Annotated in this window: 13 protein-coding genes and 1 CRISPR repeat array; of the genes, 10 read left to right on the top strand and 3 right to left on the bottom strand. The window is 71.7% G+C overall.

Features of this window, described 5'->3' with window-relative positions:
* Positions 1 to 13: 13 nt before the first annotated feature.
* The 4 genes from cas4 to xth all read left to right on the top strand — a co-directional run bounded on the left by cas4 (position 14) and on the right by xth (position 5,839).
* Positions 14 to 637 (top strand): CRISPR-associated protein Cas4, encoded by a 624-nt coding sequence (cas4, locus tag Z164_RS0101255; protein ID WP_024888938.1) that lies wholly within the window; start codon positions 14 to 16, stop codon positions 635 to 637.
* Positions 637 to 1,671, top strand: coding sequence for a type I-C CRISPR-associated endonuclease Cas1c (gene cas1c / locus Z164_RS0101250; RefSeq protein ID WP_024888937.1), 1,035 nt, complete (start codon positions 637 to 639; stop codon positions 1,669 to 1,671). Before cas4 ends, cas1c begins: the two co-directional genes overlap by 1 nt.
* A gap of 11 nt (positions 1,672 to 1,682) precedes the next feature.
* Positions 1,683 to 1,973 (top strand): CRISPR-associated endonuclease Cas2, encoded by a 291-nt coding sequence (gene cas2 / locus Z164_RS0101245; protein ID WP_024888936.1) that lies wholly within the window; start codon positions 1,683 to 1,685, stop codon positions 1,971 to 1,973.
* Positions 1,974 to 2,148: 175 nt separating this feature from the next.
* Positions 2,149 to 4,881: a CRISPR direct-repeat array (repeat unit 31 nt; unit sequence GTCGCGCCCTCGCGGGCGCGTGGATTGCAAC).
* A gap of 187 nt (positions 4,882 to 5,068) precedes the next feature.
* Complete coding sequence (xth, locus tag Z164_RS0101240; RefSeq protein WP_024888935.1) at positions 5,069 to 5,839, top strand: exodeoxyribonuclease III; 771 nt, start codon at positions 5,069 to 5,071, stop codon at positions 5,837 to 5,839.
* Between the two features lie 22 nt (positions 5,840 to 5,861).
* Here the strand turns inward: xth and Z164_RS0101235 are convergent, their stop codons facing one another.
* A complete protein-coding gene (locus Z164_RS0101235) occupies positions 5,862 to 7,247 on the bottom strand; it encodes an FAD-binding oxidoreductase (protein WP_024888934.1) in 1,386 nt (461 codons plus the stop codon).
* A gap of 122 nt (positions 7,248 to 7,369) precedes the next feature.
* On the opposite strand from Z164_RS0101235, the gene serA reads away from it, so the two are divergent.
* The gene (gene serA / locus Z164_RS0101230; protein WP_024888933.1) at positions 7,370 to 8,611 is read left to right on the top strand and encodes a phosphoglycerate dehydrogenase; all 1,242 of its coding nucleotides are present in this window, start codon (positions 7,370 to 7,372) and stop codon (positions 8,609 to 8,611) included.
* A 269-nt stretch (positions 8,612 to 8,880) separates the two neighbouring features.
* On the opposite strand, the gene Z164_RS0101225 is transcribed toward serA, so the two are convergent.
* Positions 8,881 to 9,150: a GlsB/YeaQ/YmgE family stress response membrane protein gene (locus tag Z164_RS0101225; protein ID WP_024888932.1), complete on the bottom strand. Its 270-nt coding sequence runs from the start codon at positions 9,148 to 9,150 to the stop codon at positions 8,881 to 8,883.
* A gap of 87 nt (positions 9,151 to 9,237) precedes the next feature.
* Positions 9,238 to 10,617 (bottom strand): AMP-binding protein, encoded by a 1,380-nt coding sequence (locus Z164_RS0101220; RefSeq protein WP_081770010.1) that lies wholly within the window; start codon positions 10,615 to 10,617, stop codon positions 9,238 to 9,240.
* 131 nt (positions 10,618 to 10,748) lie between these two features.
* Here Z164_RS0101220 and Z164_RS0101215 point away from each other — a divergent pair, with 131 nt between their 5' ends.
* From Z164_RS0101215 to Z164_RS0101195, 5 genes are all read left to right on the top strand, one after another.
* Complete coding sequence (locus Z164_RS0101215) at positions 10,749 to 11,342, top strand: 4'-phosphopantetheinyl transferase family protein (RefSeq protein ID WP_024888930.1); 594 nt, start codon at positions 10,749 to 10,751, stop codon at positions 11,340 to 11,342.
* A 29-nt stretch (positions 11,343 to 11,371) separates the two neighbouring features.
* Positions 11,372 to 12,019 (top strand): 16S rRNA (guanine(527)-N(7))-methyltransferase RsmG, encoded by a 648-nt coding sequence (gene rsmG, locus Z164_RS0101210; protein ID WP_024888929.1) that lies wholly within the window; start codon positions 11,372 to 11,374, stop codon positions 12,017 to 12,019.
* A gap of 97 nt (positions 12,020 to 12,116) precedes the next feature.
* Positions 12,117 to 12,941 (top strand): ParA family protein, encoded by an 825-nt coding sequence (locus tag Z164_RS0101205; RefSeq protein ID WP_024888928.1) that lies wholly within the window; start codon positions 12,117 to 12,119, stop codon positions 12,939 to 12,941.
* Positions 12,942 to 13,044: 103 nt separating this feature from the next.
* Complete coding sequence (locus tag Z164_RS0101200) at positions 13,045 to 13,962, top strand: ParB/RepB/Spo0J family partition protein (RefSeq protein ID WP_024888927.1); 918 nt, start codon at positions 13,045 to 13,047, stop codon at positions 13,960 to 13,962.
* 573 nt (positions 13,963 to 14,535) lie between these two features.
* Positions 14,536 to 16,317 carry a DUF885 domain-containing protein gene (locus Z164_RS0101195; protein WP_024888926.1) on the top strand — a complete coding sequence of 594 codons (1,782 nt, stop codon included), beginning with the start codon at positions 14,536 to 14,538 and terminating at the stop codon, positions 16,315 to 16,317.
* The last annotated feature ends 21 nt before the right edge of the window (positions 16,318 to 16,338 follow it).

Below are 16,338 nucleotides of genomic sequence, written 5' to 3'. Positions count from 1 at the left end.
CAGCGCAGCCGTCATGGACGACGACGCCCTGATCCCGATCTCCGCCCTGCAGCACTATCTGTACTGCCCACGCCAATGCGCGCTGATCCATCTGGAGCAGCAGTGGGCGGAGAACCGGCACACCGCGGAGGGCCGCCTGCTCCACCAGAAGGCCGACGCACCGCAGGCCGAGCGCCGCAAGGGCGTGCGCACCGTGACCGCGATGCCCCTGCTCGATCTCGACCTGGGCATCACCGGAAAAGCGGATGTCGTGGAGTTCCACGCCGAGCCCGGCGGCGAGCGCGCGTTCCCGGTGGAGTACAAGCGCGGTCGGCCCAAGGGCCACCGCGCCGACGAAGTCCAGCTCTGCGCCCAAGCCCTGTGCCTGGAGGCGATGCTCGGGCAGCAGGTGAACGCAGGCGCCCTGTTCTACGGCCGGACCCGGCGCCGCAAGGAAGTGATCTTCGACGAGGGCCTGCGCACGCTCACCCGGGACGTCATCGGGCGGACGCGCGCGATGCTCGACAGCCGGATCACACCGCCGGCCACGTATGAACCCCGGCGCTGCGACGCCTGCTCCCTGATCGACCTCTGCCAGCCCAAGCTGCTCTCGCGAACCAGCGTTTCAGGCTGGCTGAAGGCGCAACTGGAGGCTTGATGCGCAAGCAGCTCAACACCCTCTACGCGACCACCGATGGCGCCTGGCTGCGCAAGGACGGCGCCAACGTGGTCATGGAGGTCGAGCGCCAGGAACGCGCCCGGCTCCCGATCCACATGCTGGAGAGCCTGGTCTGCATCGGGCGCATCGCCGTCTCCCCGCAGTTGCTCGGCTTCTGCATGGAACAGGGCATCAGCATCTGCTACCTCACGCCGCAGGGCCGCTTCCTCGCACGGGTAGAGGGGCCGGTTTCCGGGAACGTCCTGCTGCGCCGCGAGCAATATCGGCGCAGCGACGATCCCGAGCGCTGCGCCGCGATCGTCCGCAACCTGCTGGCCGGCAAGATCCACAACCAGCGCGCCGTCCTCGCGCGCGGATGGCGCGATCATGGCGACCGCCTCGACGACGCGCCGGCGTTCCAGCATGCGCTCAAACGGCTCGAACGCATTCCGCATCGGCTGCTGACCGAGCCGAGCGTCGACCGGCTGCGCGGCCTGGAAGGCGAAGCCGCCCAAGCGTACTTCGGCGTGTTCGACCAGCTCATCCGCAACGGCGCCCCCGGCTTCCGCTTCGCGGGACGCAACCGGCGACCACCGCGAGACCCTTTCAACGCCCTGCTGTCATTCCTCTACACCCTGCTGACCCACGACTGTCGCTCCGCGCTCGAAACCGTCGGGCTCGATCCCGCCGTCGGCTTCCTGCATCGCGACCGCCCTGGCCGTCCGAGCCTGGCGCTCGACCTGGCCGAGGAATTCAGGCCCCTGCTCGGCGACCGCCTCGCGCTGTCGCTGATCAACCGCAAGCAACTCTCCGAGCGCGACTTCCGTCCCTTCGACAACGGCGCCGTCCAACTGAAGGAGGACTCACGCAAGGCCGTGCTGATCGCCTACCAGGAACGCAAGCGCGAACAGTTGCGGCACCCGTTCCTAGGCGAAAAGGTCGACATTGGGCTGTTGCCGCTCGTCCAATCGCAACTGCTGGCCCGCCACCTGCGCGGCGACCTCGACGGCTACCCCCCATTCCTCTGGAAATAGGGGGCACCGGCATGATGATCCTGGTCAGCTACGACGTCAGCACCGTATCCCCCGGCGGAAGCGCCCGGCTGCGCAAGGTCGCCAAGGCCTGCCGGGACCTCGGACAGCGCGTGCAATACTCCGTCTTCGAGATCGAAGTCGATCCCGCCCAATGGGCGGTGCTTCGCCAGCGCCTGTGCGACCTCATCGACCCCAGCGTCGACAGCCTGCGCTTCTATCATCTCGGCTCGAGCTGGCACGGCCGGATCGAGCACGTCGGCAGCAAGCCAGCCGTAGACTTCCACGGCCCGTTGATCTACTGACGCGAACCCCAAGCGGCCGGCAAACCCCCAGCAGGTTCGCGCTTTTGCAAGCCGTTGTTTTTCATACCTCTCCGCACCTTCGCCCGCTCTCGGCCCGCCGATTGCCGGGGAACAAGTTCGTTTCGCGCAAGCTGCTTCCGCGCGCCTTCCCATTCAGTGATTTACGATTGGGGCGGTCGCGCCCTCGCGGGCGCGTGGATTGCAACCCCAGAATAGGTTCTGGCGGCTCAGCCAGGGCAGTCGCGCCCTCGCGGGCGCGTGGATTGCAACCGCCGGTCAACCGATCAAGGCTCGGGTGAAGCTCGTCGCGCCCTCGCGGGCGCGTGGATTGCAACAGTCAGTGGGATCGCGCCATGCGCGAGATCCCGCTCGGTCGCGCCCTCGCGGGCGCGTGGATTGCAACGTACTCTTCCATCACGACCGCGCGCAGCTGGCCGGTCGCGCCCTCGCGGGCGCGTGGATTGCAACATGTTGCATGCGCCGTCCACCGTCGCGGCCGGAAAGTCGCGCCCTCGCGGGCGCGTGGATTGCAACACCACCTTCCACGGCGGGATCACCTTGCGTAGATGTCGCGCCCTCGCGGGCGCGTGGATTGCAACGCGACCCGCATCGGCTGCTCGACGTACTCGACGGGTCGCGCCCTCGCGGGCGCGTGGATTGCAACATTACCTACCCGGCCGCGCTCTTGGCCATCGTGGCAGTCGCGCCCTCGCGGGCGCGTGGATTGCAACACCGAGACGTTGGTGAGCGGGAGGTCGAACACCTGTCGCGCCCTCGCGGGCGCGTGGATTGCAACCACGCGTTGAGCGCGGACTCGCGCGTCCTCGACGGTCGCGCCCTCGCGGGCGCGTGGATTGCAACAGGATGTCGCCGAGCTTGTCCTGCTCGACCCCAAGTCGCGCCCTCGCGGGCGCGTGGATTGCAACAGCGCTACGCCGGTCAACAACCACCCCTGGAAGCACGTCGCGCCCTCGCGGGCGCGTGGATTGCAACGACCTGGACCCGTGCGCGGCGCCGGAGCCGAGGCCGGTCGCGCCCTCGCGGGCGCGTGGATTGCAACATATTTGATTCTTAAAGACTTGGGGGGGCGCGCTAAGGTCGCGCCCTCGCGGGCGCGTGGATTGCAACGGAGGAAGTACGCCAAGGCCCTGCACGCACTGGGAGTCGCGCCCTCGCGGGCGCGTGGATTGCAACCTCCGCTGCGTGCCATCAGGCGCGATGTACGTGGGTCGCGCCCTCGCGGGCGCGTGGATTGCAACAGGTGCTGCTTGGCGACCCTCCCATGACGAGTCGTCGCGCCCTCGCGGGCGCGTGGATTGCAACGATGCTGGTCGTACTGGTGCCGCGGCTTCCATTCCGTCGCGCCCTCGCGGGCGCGTGGATTGCAACGGATTCATTCGCGCGACCTGAAGCTGTCGCAGCATGGTCGCGCCCTCGCGGGCGCGTGGATTGCAACATCCGCTCGCCGCGCCAGGACTCGCTCTGGGCAAGGTCGCGCCCTCGCGGGCGCGTGGATTGCAACTACGACGAGTGGGCGGCGACCGATCAGCGCGAGTAGTCGCGCCGTCGCGGGCGCGTGGATTGCAACATCGTCCAGATTCCCGGAATCCGCGAGCCCTACAGCGTCGCGCCCTCGCGGGCGCGTGGATTGCAACAAACTGGAACAGTGCCCTGAGTGTGGCTGGCACGTCGCGCCCTCGCGGGCGCGTGAATTGCAACGCGGCGGCGAAGCGCCAGGCGAGGTGCTGGCGCTGTCGCGCCCTCGCGGGCGCGTGGATTGCAACTGCTCGGCGGAGAAGCGGAATCCCTGTCGCGTCAGCGTCGCGCCCTCGCGGGCGCGTGGATTGCAACTTGTAGGCGCACGCCAGGGCGATCACCTGGTCTGGTCGCGCCCTCGCGGGCGCGTGGATTGCAACTCTGCGGAGCGCGATCCGGGAAGCGCCCGCCCCCAGGTCGCGCCCTCGCGGGCGCGTGGATTGCAACGACCGCACCAAGGCCCTCGACCCGCTGTTCGGCGGGTCGCGCCCTCGCGGGCGCGTGGATTGCAACGGCAGGGCGATGTTCTGGACTACGACGCAGGGAGGCTGTCGCGCCCTCGCGGGCGCGTGGATTGCAACCGGGGACGACGATAGCGCTCCCAATTCGGAGGAGTCGCGCCCTCGCGGGCACGTGGATTGCAACCTGCTGTCCTGGTGGAACGCCAACGAATGCGGCGGGGTCGCGCCCTCGCGGGCGCGTGGATTGCAACCTCTTGGGCCTCTCGCTGTGCGCGGTCGTTGCTGGTCGCGCCCTCGCGGGCGCATGGATTGCAACGCATCCACGGCGCGCACGCCGCCGTCGGGCATCACGTCGCGCCCTCGCGGGCGCGTGGATTGCAACGCGTTCGTCGACGAGTATGTCGACCGGAAAAGTCGGGTCGCGCCCTCGCGGGCGCGTGGATTGCAACTTGAGGTATGCCGTCCATCCGGACTTGTCGTACTGTCGCGCCCTCGCGGGCGCGTGGATTGCAACTCTAGCTCGCCGCCCGCGATGCTGTCCGCGTTGCTCGTCGCGCCCTCGCGGGCGCGTGGATTGCAACTGGTAACTATCCCTGCGCGCTCCGAGTTGCGAGAGTCGCGCCCTCGCGGGCGCGTGGATTGCAACAAGCCGATCAACGCGAAGGCCAGCACCCAGGACGGGTCGCGTCCTCGCGGGCGCGGGGATTGCAACTCGTCGGTCTCCTCGGTGAATACCGGGGCGACTTGTCGCGCCCTCGCGGGCGCGTGGATTGCAACCCGACGACAGTATTTTAGGGTCGTGGGATTGGGCACGTCGCGCCCTCGCGGGCGCGTGGATTGCAACAAGCAGACGCCGGGCCTGCGCTGCCGCGTCGTGCAAGTCGCGCCCTGGCGGGTACGTGGATTGCAACGACTTCTGCGGCGTAATGTGGCGGGCCTCGACATATGTCGCGCCTTCACGGGCGCATGAGCTTCCGACACGGTTCCTGGGACTGCCCCACGCAAGCACCTGCGGAGCCTGGATTCAAGGAAGGTGCGGATACCCATAGCGACGCAGCCTTCTACAATGCGCATCCACCCCGCACCGGACCGGACGCCTTGAAGATCGCCAGCTGGAACGTCAACTCGCTCAACGTGCGCCTACCGCACCTGCTGCAATGGCTGGGCGAGGCGCAGCCGGACGTGGTGGGGCTGCAGGAGACCAAGCTGGAAGACCCGCGCTTCCCGCTGGCCGCGCTGGAGGCGCTGGGCTACGGCTGCGCGTTCCACGGGCAGAAGACCTACAACGGGGTCGCGATCCTGGCCCGCGGGCGGGCGATCGAGGCGGTGCAGCTGGGCATCCCGGGGTTCGAGGACGACCAGCGGCGGGCGATCGCGGCCACCATCGGCGACGTGCGGGTGATCAACCTGTACGTGGTCAACGGCCAGGACCTGGGCACCGAAAAGTACGCCTACAAGCTGCGCTGGCTGGAGGCGGTGCACGAGTGGATCGCCGATGAGCTGCGCGCGCATCCACGGCTGGTGGTGCTGGGCGATTTCAACATCGCGCCGGACGCGCGCGACGTACACGACCCGGAAGTCTGGAACGAGGGCCACATCCTCACTTCCGCCGCGGAGCGTGCGGCGCTGCAGCGGCTGCTGGCGCTGGGCCTGCACGATGCGTTCCGGCTGCATCACGAGGCGGGCGGCGTCTTCAGCTGGTGGGATTACCGACAGGCGGCGTTCCGCCGCAACCTGGGCCTGCGCATCGATCTGACGCTCGTCTCCGACGCGCTGCGGCCGGCGGCGCTGGAAGCCGGGATCGACCGCGAACCGCGCACCTGGGAGCGGCCCAGCGACCACGCGCCGGCCTGGGTACGGCTGGGCTGAGCGCCCGGGCGGCGCCGGACGGTCAGTCGAACAGCTTGCCCGGGTTGAGCACGCCGTTGGGATCGAATACGCGGCGCAGGCCGCGCATCAGCGCGATCTCCGCGGCGCTGCGGGTGCTGTCGAGGTAGGGCTTCTTGACCAGGCCGATGCCGTGCTCGGCGGAGATGCTGCCGCCGTGGCGCCGCAGCAGGCCGGCCAGCAGCTCGGTGACGTGCGCGCACTGGCGCATGAAGTCCGCGTCGGCCACGTCGTCTGGCTGCAGCACGTTGATGTGCAGGTTGCCGTCGCCGATGTGGCCGAACCACACCACCTCGAATGCCGGGTACGCCTCGCCCAGCAGCGCCTGCGCCTCGGCCAGGAAGGCCGGCATCGCCGCCACCCGCACCGAGACGTCGTTCTTGTACGGCCGGTAGCGCGCCACCGCTTCCGTGATGCCCTCGCGCAGGCGCCACAGCTGCTGCGCCTGCGCCTGGCTCTGCGCGATCGCGCCGTCGACGATCCAGCCGGCCGCAGCGCACGCCTCGAACGCGGCCAGGCCGGCGGCCTCCTGCGCGGCATCGGCGGCGTCGTATTCGGCGACCACGTAGTAGGGATGCCGGGCGTCGAACGGGTCGGTGCCGCCGTGCGCGATCACGTGGGCCAGGCCGCGGTCGGTCAGGAACTCGAACGCCTGCAGGCGCAGGCGCGCGCGGAACTCGGCGAACACCCGCATCAGCACCTCGAACGAGGGCAGCGCCAGCAGCATGGTCTGCGACGGCGGCGCCGGATCGGTCAGCTTCAGCGTCGCCTCGACCACGATCCCCAGCGTGCCCTCGGCGCCGATCGCCAGGTGGCGCAGGTCGTAGCCGCTGGAGTTCTTGACCAGCGCGCGGTTGAGGTCGAGCAGTTCGCCGGCGCCGGTCACCAGCTTCAGCCCGGCGATCCACTCGCGGGTGTTGCCGTAGCGGATCACGCGGATGCCGCCCGCGTTGGTGGCGATGTTGCCACCGATCGAGCACGAACCGCGCGCGCCGAAATCCACCGGGTACTGCAGCCCCTGCGCGGCGGCCGCCTCCTGCACCGCCTGCAGGGCGATGCCGGGCTGCACGGTCAGCGTGCGGTCCACCGCGTCGAAGCCCTGCACGCGGTTCATCCGTTCCAGGCTCAGCACCAGCTCGCCGTTGGCGGCCACCGCACCGCCCGACAGCCCGGTGCGCCCGCCCGAGGGCACCAGCGCCACGCCCCGATCGTTGGCCCAGCGCACCACGCCCTGCACTTCCTCCACCGAGGCCGGCCAGGCCACCGCCAGCGGCGCCGGGGTCCAGCGCCGGGTCCAGTCGCGGCCGTAGTGTTCGAGGTCGGCCGGCTCGCGCGACAGGCGCAGCGCCGGCAGCGACTGGTGCAGGGCTTCGAGGCGCGGATCGGTCATGGCGGCGGTCGGCGGGGCGGGCCGGTCAGGCTGCCAGCGCGCGCGGCCGGCGTCCACCGCGTTGTTGCGGCGCAGCGGGACGGCGCGTAACGTTCAGGGCCCACCCCCGCCGTGGCGCTGCGATGCCGGACCGCAAGACCTCGTTTCCCCGCCAGGACATCCGCGTACTGTTGCTGGAAGGCGTCAGCCGCACCGCCGTGGAGGCGTTCGAGGCCGCGGGCTACACCAACATCGACTACCACGAGAAGTCGCTGCCCGAGGACGCGCTGAAGGCGGCGATCGCCGACGCCCATCTGGTCGGCATCCGCTCGCGCACCCACCTGAGCGCCGAGGTGCTGGCGCACGCACGCAAGCTGATCTCGGTGGGCTGTTTCTGCATCGGCACCAACCAGGTCGATCTGGAGGCGGCGGAACTGGCCGGGATCCCGGTGTTCAACGCGCCCTACTCCAACACCCGCAGCGTGGCCGAGCTGGTGATCGCCGAGACGATCCTGCTGATGCGCGGCATTCCCGGCAAGAGCGCGCAGTGCCACCGCGGCGGCTGGTCCAAGAGCGCGGCCGGCAGCCACGAGGTGCGCGGCAAGACGCTGGGCATCGTCGGCTACGGCCACATCGGCACCCAGGTCGGGGTGATGGCCGAGGCGCTGGGCATGCAGGTGCTGTTCCACGACATCGAGGCGAAGCTGGCGCTGGGCAACGCGCGCGCCGCCGCCGGGCTGGGCGACCTGCTCGCGCGCAGCGACGTGGTGACCCTGCACGTGCCGGAGACCGCCGCCACCCAGGGCATGATCGGCGCGGCGGAGATCGCGGCGATGAAGCCCGGCGCCCATCTCATCAACGCCTCGCGCGGCACCGTGGTCGACATCGACGCGCTGGCCGCGGCGCTGCGCGATGGCCATCTCGGCGGCGCGGCGGTGGACGTATTCCCGGTCGAGCCCAAGGGCGCGGACGAGCCGTTCGAGTCGCCGCTGCGGGGGCTGGACAACGTGCTGCTGACCCCGCACGTGGGCGGCAGCACGCTGGAAGCGCAGGACAACATCGGTCTGGAGGTCGCCTCCAAGCTGATCCGCTACAGCGACAACGGCTCCACCCTGTCGGCGGTCAACTTCCCCGAGGTCGCGCTGCCCGGCCACGAGGGTTCGCGGCGCCTGCTGCACATCCACCGCAACGTGCCCGGCGTGCTGTCGCAGGCCAACGACATCTTCCGCGACCGCGGCATCAACATCGACGGCCAGTTCCTGCGCACCGACAACCTGGTGGGCTACGTGGTCATCGACGTCGCCGCCAGCGAGGAGCAGGCCGCGGAGCTCCGCGGCGCGCTGGCCGCGATCCCGGGCACGCTGCGCACGCGGGTGCTGTACTAGGCGAATCGCCAGTCGACCTGCAACGCCGAAACTGTTCCTTCGGCTGTTCCTTCTCCCGCAAGCGGGTTCATGTCGTCCCTTCTCCCGCAAGACAGGGTGCTCCCCGCTTGCGGGGGAAGGGAAAAACAGAGTGCCCCGCTCGCAGGGTAAGGAGAACAGCCAGGAGCCTGGCCGGCTCGGCAGCGCCTGGTGGTCGACGAGCGCGGCTACCGGAAAAGCGAAGGCCCGGCGGATGCCGGGCCTTCGCGACCGCCGGGCCTTGGGTGCGGCTAGCGCACGCGGCCGCGGCGGAACAGGTTGACGATCGCCAGCAGGATCACCGCGCCGATCAGCGACACGATGAAGCTCATGATGGTGATGTCGCCGCTGTTGATCGAGGGCGCGCCGAGCAGCGGGCCGATCGCCAGGCCGCCGATGAAGGCGCCGACGATGCCGACCACCACGTTCAGGACGATGCCCTGCTGCGCGTCGGTGCGCATGATGAGGCTGGCCAGCCAACCGACGATGCCGCCAACGATCAACCAGATGATGATGCCCATAGCCGTGATCCTCCTCGTCAGGTCCGCGGCCCCGGCTGGGGCGTCGCGTGCGGCGAGGAGTCTGCGCAGCGCGTCGTGACGGCTGCGTCAGCGCAGCAGCGCCATCAGCTCGGCGCGCGGCAGCTTGCCGGTCTCGTTGCGCGGCAGCGCCGTCACCAGCCGCAGGCGCCGCGGCATGAACACCGGGTCCACGGACCGGCGCAGCGCGCCGAGGATCGCCGCCTCGTCGAGATCCGGGGCCACCGCCACCGCGGCGATCCGGCGCACGCCGCTGGCGTCGCAGGCGTCGAGCTGCACCACCGCGCCGTCCTGCACGCCGGGGATCGCCAGCAAGCGGCGGGTGAGGTCGCCCAGCGAGGCGCGCTTGCCGGCGATCTCCAGCAGGTCGGCTTGGCGGCCGCGCAGCAGGAAGCGGCCGTCGGGCAGCAGCTGCATCAGGTCGGCCAGCACCACCGGCGCGGCGAGGTGGTCGGCCTCGACGCCGGTGCCGTCGGGCTGGGGATGCAGGCGCACGCCGGGCAGCAGCGTCCACGCGTCCTCGTGCGCGGTGCGGCGGCGGGCGATGATGCAGGTCTCGGTGGAGCCGAACAGTTCGCGCACCTCGCAGCCCAGGCGCGCTTCCGCGGCGCGGGCCAGTTCCGCCGGCAACGGCGCGGTGGCGCTGACCACCGCGGCCAGCGGCGGCAGCGCGACGCCGGACTCGACCAGGACCCGCAGGTGGACCGGCGTGGTCACCAGCAGCCGCGGCGCCGGGCATTCGCGCAGCGCGGCGGCGATGTCGTCGGGGAAGAACGGCCGCGCGCGGTGCACCGCGGCGCCGGCCAGTAGCGGGAACAGCACCGACATCTCCACGCCGTACATGTGCTGCGCGGGCACGGTGGCGACCACGCCGGGCGCGGCGCCGCCGAACAGGTCGGCCAGCGCGGCGGCGTTCTGCGCGGCGCCGGCGCGGAAGTCGCGCCAGCGCTTGGGGTTGGCCTTCGGCGCGCCGGTGCTGCCGGAGGTGTAGCCGACCGCCGCCACATGCGCGTCCTCGACCTTGGGCATGGCGCCCGGCGCCTGCGGCAACGGATCGGGCACGCGCACGAAGTGCGGCAGCGGCGCCAGGCCCGCGTCGCAGGCGCAGGGCTCGCTGTCGCCCAGGCAGTAGCTGTCGGGATGATGCGCGCGCACCTCCTCGATCGCCGCGCGCGTGCGCGAGGGCGGCAGCAGCGTGGTCTGCCCGCGCGCGGCCACCGCGCAGAACGCCACCAGGAACCGATAGCGGTCCTCGCACAGGTTCACCGCGTAGGGCCGGTCGGGCAACATCGCGGCCAGGCCGCGCACTTCGGCGAGGAAGCGCGCCAGCGGCACGCCGCCGCCTGCGTCGAGGACGATCGCGCGCTCCGCCGCGCCGACCGCCAGCGCGGCGGCCCCGGCTTCGGCCGGCGCGGGCGGGCGCTGCGTGCTGTCGATGATGGCGGACATGGGCAGGCCGCTTCCTCCTGGCTTCGGGCCGACGCGCCGGGCGAGCGGTCGCGTGCGCGGATAGCTTACGCTGCGTCCGCCATGGACACACGAACCGGACGCCAGCGCGCGTCGAGCTTGCGCAGGCGCCGATGAACGATCCCCTGCCACCCGGCGCCCTCAGAATCGGCCCGCTGCACTGCGCCTGGGGCCCCTATGCGCGCGGCCGTCCGGCCGAGCCGCAGGTGCGGGCCTGGATGGGCGCGCTGCTGTCGCGCGCCCTCGACGGCCCGCTGCCGCGCGATGCGTACGGGCGGCCGCGGTTGCCTGCGGAGGTCGGTGCCGACGCCAGTTGGAGCCACAGCGGCGGCGGCCTGCTGATGGCCCTGGGCCGCGGCGTGCGGGTGGGTTGCGACCTGGAATGGGAACGCCCGCGGCTGCGCGCGCTGGAACTGGCGCAGCGCTTCTTCCACCCCAACGAGGCCGCGTGGCTGGCCGCGCTGCCCGATGACGCGCTGCGCGAGCGCGTGTTCGTGCGCCTGTGGTGCGCCAAGGAAGCGGTGCTGAAGGCGCACGGGCGCGGCCTCGCCTTCGGCCTGCACCGGCTGGAGTTCGCCGAGCGCGGCGATGCGCTGGCGCTGGTGGACTGCGACCCCGAGCTGGGCCGCGCCGGGGACTGGCGCCTGCACGCCTTCGCCCCGGCGCCGGCCTACCTGGCGACGCTGGCGTGGTCGCCCGCGCCGTAGCGTCCGCGCGCCTTGCCTACAATGCGCGGATGCCCGATCCCGCGCCCGCCCCCGACCCCGCGCTGCACGAGCGCCTCGCCGCCGGCCTCGACGCGCTCGCGCTCGACCGCGCGCTGGCCGCCCCGCTGCTGGCCTATCTCGACCTGCTGCAGCGCTGGAACCGCGCCTACAACCTCACCGCGGTCCGCGACCCGGCGGAGATGGTGACCCGGCACCTGCTCGATTCGCTGGCGATGGCGCCGCACGTGGCCGGGCGGCGCACCCTGGCCGACCTGGGCACCGGGCCGGGCCTGCCCGGCATCCCGCTGGCGATCGCGCACCCGGAGCTGTCGGTGGCGCTGGTGGAATCCAACGGCAAGAAGGCGCGCTTCCTGCGCGAGGCGGTGCGCGGGCTGGGCCTGGGCAACGCGCGGGTGCTGGCCGAACGCGCGGAGGCGGTGGACGCGCCCGGCGCCTTCGAGGCGATCACCGCCCGCGCCCTGGCCACCCTGCCCGAGATCCTGGCCGTGGGCGGCCACCTGCTCGCCCCCGGCGGCGTCCTGCTGGCGATGAAGGGCACGCGGCCCGACGACGAGATCGCCGCGCTGCCCGCCGGCTGGCGCGCCGAGGCGGTGCTGCCGCTGGCGGTGCCCGGCCTGGCCGCCGAACGCCACCTGGTCCGCGTGGTACGGGCCTGAACGCCGCCCCGGCCTGCCCCCGGCGGCCCGGTCCGGCATAATCCCCGGTCCGGCCCGCGTTCCCGCGCGCCGTCCCCACGCTTCGAGGCCCCCGCCCATGGCCGCCCGCATCATCGCCATCGCCAACCAGAAAGGCGGCGTCGGAAAGACGACGACCTCGGTCAATCTGGCCGCGGCGCTGGCCGCCACGCCCAAGCGCGTGCTGTTGGTGGACCTGGACGCGCAGGGCAACGCGACCATGGGCAGCGGCATCGACAAGCGCGACCTGCTCGCCTCCACCTGCGACGTGCTGCTGGAGGAGCTGCTGGCCGAGGATGCGCTGGTGGAGACCGCGGAAGGCTACGACCTGCTGCCTTCCAACACCGACCTCACCGCCGCCGAGGTCGAGCTGATGGACGTGGACGGGCGCGAGCAGCGGCTCAAGCGGGTGCTGGAACCGCTGCTCAACCGCTACGACTTCATCCTGATCGACTGCCCGCCCTCGCTGTCGCTGCTGACCCTCAACGCGCTGACCGCCGCCGATTCGGTGCTGGTGCCGATGCAGTGCGAGTACTACGCGCTGGAGGGGATCACCTCGCTGCTGGAGACGATCGACGCGGTCAAGGCCCGGCTCAACCCGGGGCTGGAGCTCGAGGGCGTGCTGCGCACCATGTACGACGTGCGCAACAACCTGACCAACGCGGTCTCCAACGAGCTCGAGCAGCACTTCGGCGAGCGCATGTTCCGCACCATCGTGCCGCGCAACGTGCGCCTGGCCGAGGCGCCCAGCCACGGCCAGAGCATCCTCGCCTACGACCGCGGCTCGCGCGGCGCGATCGCCTACCTGGGCCTGGCCGGCGAGATCCTGCGCCGCCAGCACGAGCGCGGGCAGCCGGTGGCGCCGCCCCTGGTCGCGCCCGCCGCCCTGGTGCAGGAAGGCTGAGCGTGCGCAGGATCCCGACCGACGCCGCGCCCGTGCCCGGCGCCCCCCACACCGCCGGGCGAGGGGCCGCGCGCCTCCGCCCCGCCCGCCCGGAGAGCGCGGCATGAGCGCTGCGAAGCCCCCCAAATCCGCCGCCAGGAAGGGCACCCTGGGCCGCGGCCTCAACGCCCTGCTCGGCCCGCAGGGCGCGGCCGCCGCGCCGGCCCTGGAGGCCGTGCCGGGCGACACCCTGCAGAAGCTTCCGATCGACGCGCTCTCGCCCGGCAAGTACCAGCCGCGCCGCCACATGAGCGAGGACAAGCTCGACGAGCTGGCCGAATCGATCAAGGCGCAGGGCGTGATCCAGCCGATCGTCGTGCGCGACCTCGGCGGGCGCCGCTTCGAGATCATCGCCGGCGAACGCCGCTGGCGCGCCTCGCAGCGCGCCGGCCTGACCGAGGTGCCGGTGGTGGTGCGCGAGGTCGACGACCGCACCGTGGTCGCGATGGCGCTGATCGAGAACATCCAGCGCGAGGATCTCAATCCGCTGGAGGAAGCGCAGGCGCTGCAGCGGCTGATCGACGAGTTCATGCTGACCCACGCCCAGGCCGCGGCCGCGGTGGGCCGCTCGCGCGCGGCGGTCTCCAACCTGCTGCGGCTGCTGGAACTGCCCACCGCGATCCGCAAGCTGGTGGAATCGCGCCAGCTCGAAATGGGCCACGCCCGCGCGCTGCTGACGCTGTCGCCGGAACTGGCCAGCAAGCTGGCCGCCGAAGCGGTGGAGCACGGCTGGTCGGTGCGCGAGGTCGAGCACCGCGCGCAGCAGTTCGCCGAGGGGCGGATTCCCGCGCGCAAGCCCAAGCCCGGCGCCAAGGCGCGTCCGCAGCAGGCCGACATCGCCGCGCTGGAGAACGAACTGTCCGCATCGCTGGGCGCCAAGGTCAGCATCGCCCACGGCCGCGGCAACAAGGGCCGGGTGGTGATCCACTACACCGATCTGGACACCCTCGACGGCCTGCTCGAACGCCTGCGCTCCCGATAAACCAATCCACACGAAGCGCCCGCACCGGAAGCTCCACCGCCGTCCCCGAAACGGCGCCCGCCCGGCACGATCCGCGGCAGCGGATCGGAAAGCCCCCTCATCCGCCCCTCCGGGACACCTTCTCCCGCAAGCGGGAGAAGGATCGACACGACCGAAGCCCCCGCACCAGACGCTCAGCGGCTCCCGCCCGGCACGATCGCCCCTCTGCCGCCTGCGGGAGAGGGGGACGGGGTGAGGGCCCGCGACGCGGCCACGGACCGGAAAGACCCCTCATCCGCCCCTCCGGGGCACCTTCTCCCGCAAGCGGGAGAAGGAACGGCGCCCGAAGTCCCCCGCACCAGATGCTTCAGCGGCGCCCGCCCGGCACGATCGCCCCTCTCCCGCCTGCGGGAGAGGGGGACGGGGTGAGGGCCCACGACGCGGCAGCGGATCGGAAAGCTCCCTTATCCGCCCCTCCGGGGCACCTTCTCCCGCAAGCGGGAGAAGGAACCAGGCGGCCCGGGACTTCCGGCCCCTGCGCGCCGCGCCCCCGGATGCGACGATCCGCGGTCGTTCCCGCTACCGGATGTCGCCATGAAGCCCCTGCTGCTGCCCGTCCTGCTCGCCGCCTGCCTCGCGGGTCCCGCCGCCTCCGCCCAGGAGCCGGCGACGCCCGCCGCCACGGCGCCGCGCAGCGAGGCCGACGCCCGCTTCCAGGCGATCTACGAGGCCGAATGGGCCTGGCGGCAGGCGCAGTTCGGCCGCGGCGACGAGGACGCGGCGGCCGAGTCCGGCGACGCCGGCCCGCGCGGCCTGCCCGATGTCGGGCCCGAGGCACAGGCCGCGCGCCTGGCGCGCTGGGAGCAGGTGCTGGCGGAACTGGACGCCATCGACCCGCAGGCGCTCTCGCCGGAGCACCGCGTCGACCTGGCGGTCTACCGGCCGCAGATCGAACACCTTGCCGACAACGTGCGCCTGCGCACCTACGAGATGCCGTTCAATTCCGACAGCTCGTTCTGGGCGGGACTGTCGTTCATGACGCGCGGCAACTTCGCGAGCGCCGAGGACTACACCCGCTACATCGCCCGGCTGGCGGACGTGCCGCGCTACTTCGGGCAGCAGATCGACAACATGCGCGCGGGGCTGGCGCGCGGCTTCAGCGTGCCGCGCGCGGTGCTGGATGGGCGCGACGTCTCCATCGCCGCGGTCGCCGACCTGGACGATCCGGAGGCAGCGATGTTCTGGACGCCGTTCGAGCGCATGCCGGCGACGATCCCGGCGGCCGAGCAGGCGCGCCTGCGCGAGCAGGGCCGCGCCGCCATCGCCGAAGCGGTGATCCCGGCCTTCCGCGAACTGCTGGCCTTCTTCCGCGAGGAATACGTGCCGCAGGCGCGGACCACGCTCGCCGCCGAGGCGATGCCCGGCGGCGAGGCGTTCTACCGCCAGCAGATCCGCGAATACACGACACTGGACCTGTCGCCGCAGCAGATCCACGAGATCGGCCTGGACGAGGTCGCGCGCATCCGCACGCAGATGGACGCGATCATCGAGGAGGTCGGCTTCGACCGCGATTTCGACGCCTTCCTGACCTTCCTGCGCACCGACCCGCGGTTCTACGCGAAGACGCCGGAGGAACTGCTGCACCGTGCGGCCTGGATCGCCAAGCGCGTGGACGGGGTGATCGGGCGGTATTTCGACCCGCTGCCGCGCGGGCGCTTCACCATCGTGCCGGTGCCCGACGACATCGCGCCGTTCTGGACCGCCGGCCGCGGCGGCCTGGGCACCTACTGGGTCAACACCTACGACCTGCCCTCGCGGCCGCTGTACAACCTGCCGGCGCTGACCCTGCACGAGTCGGATCCCGGCCATGCCTTCCAGGCCGCGCTGGCGCGCGAGCAGGGCGAGCAGCCCGAATTCCGCCGCAACAGCTACATCTCCGCCTACGGCGAGGGCTGGGGGCTGTACGTGGAAAAGCTGGGCGAGGAAATGGGCATCTACGAGACGCCCTACGAACGCTTCGGCCGCCTGACCTACGAGATGTGGCGCGCCGCGCGCCTGGTCATCGACACCGGCGTGCACCACAAGGGCTGGAGCCGCGAGCAGGCACTGGCCTATCTGCGCGACAACACCGCGCTGTCCGAGCACGAAGTGGCCACCGAGGTCGACCGCTACATCTCCTGGCCGGCGCAGGCGCTGTCCTACAAGCTGGGCGAGATCGCGATCGTGCGCCTGCGCGCCGAAGCCGAGGCCGCGCTGGGCCCGCGCTTCGACATCAAGGCGTTCCACAACGCGGTGCTGAAGGAGGGCTCGGTGCCGCTGCCGGTGCTGGAGCGGCAGATCCGCGCCTTCATCGCCGAGGCCGCGCGCGCGCCCTGAGCGCCGAAAAAGGGCCCCGCG

The organism is Luteimonas huabeiensis HB2, from assembly GCF_000559025.1.
Taxonomy (GTDB): Bacteria; Pseudomonadota; Gammaproteobacteria; order Xanthomonadales; family Xanthomonadaceae; genus Luteimonas; species Luteimonas huabeiensis.
The sequence above is the reverse complement of the archived record's forward strand: the minus strand, read 5'-3'. Positions and strand labels throughout refer to the sequence as shown.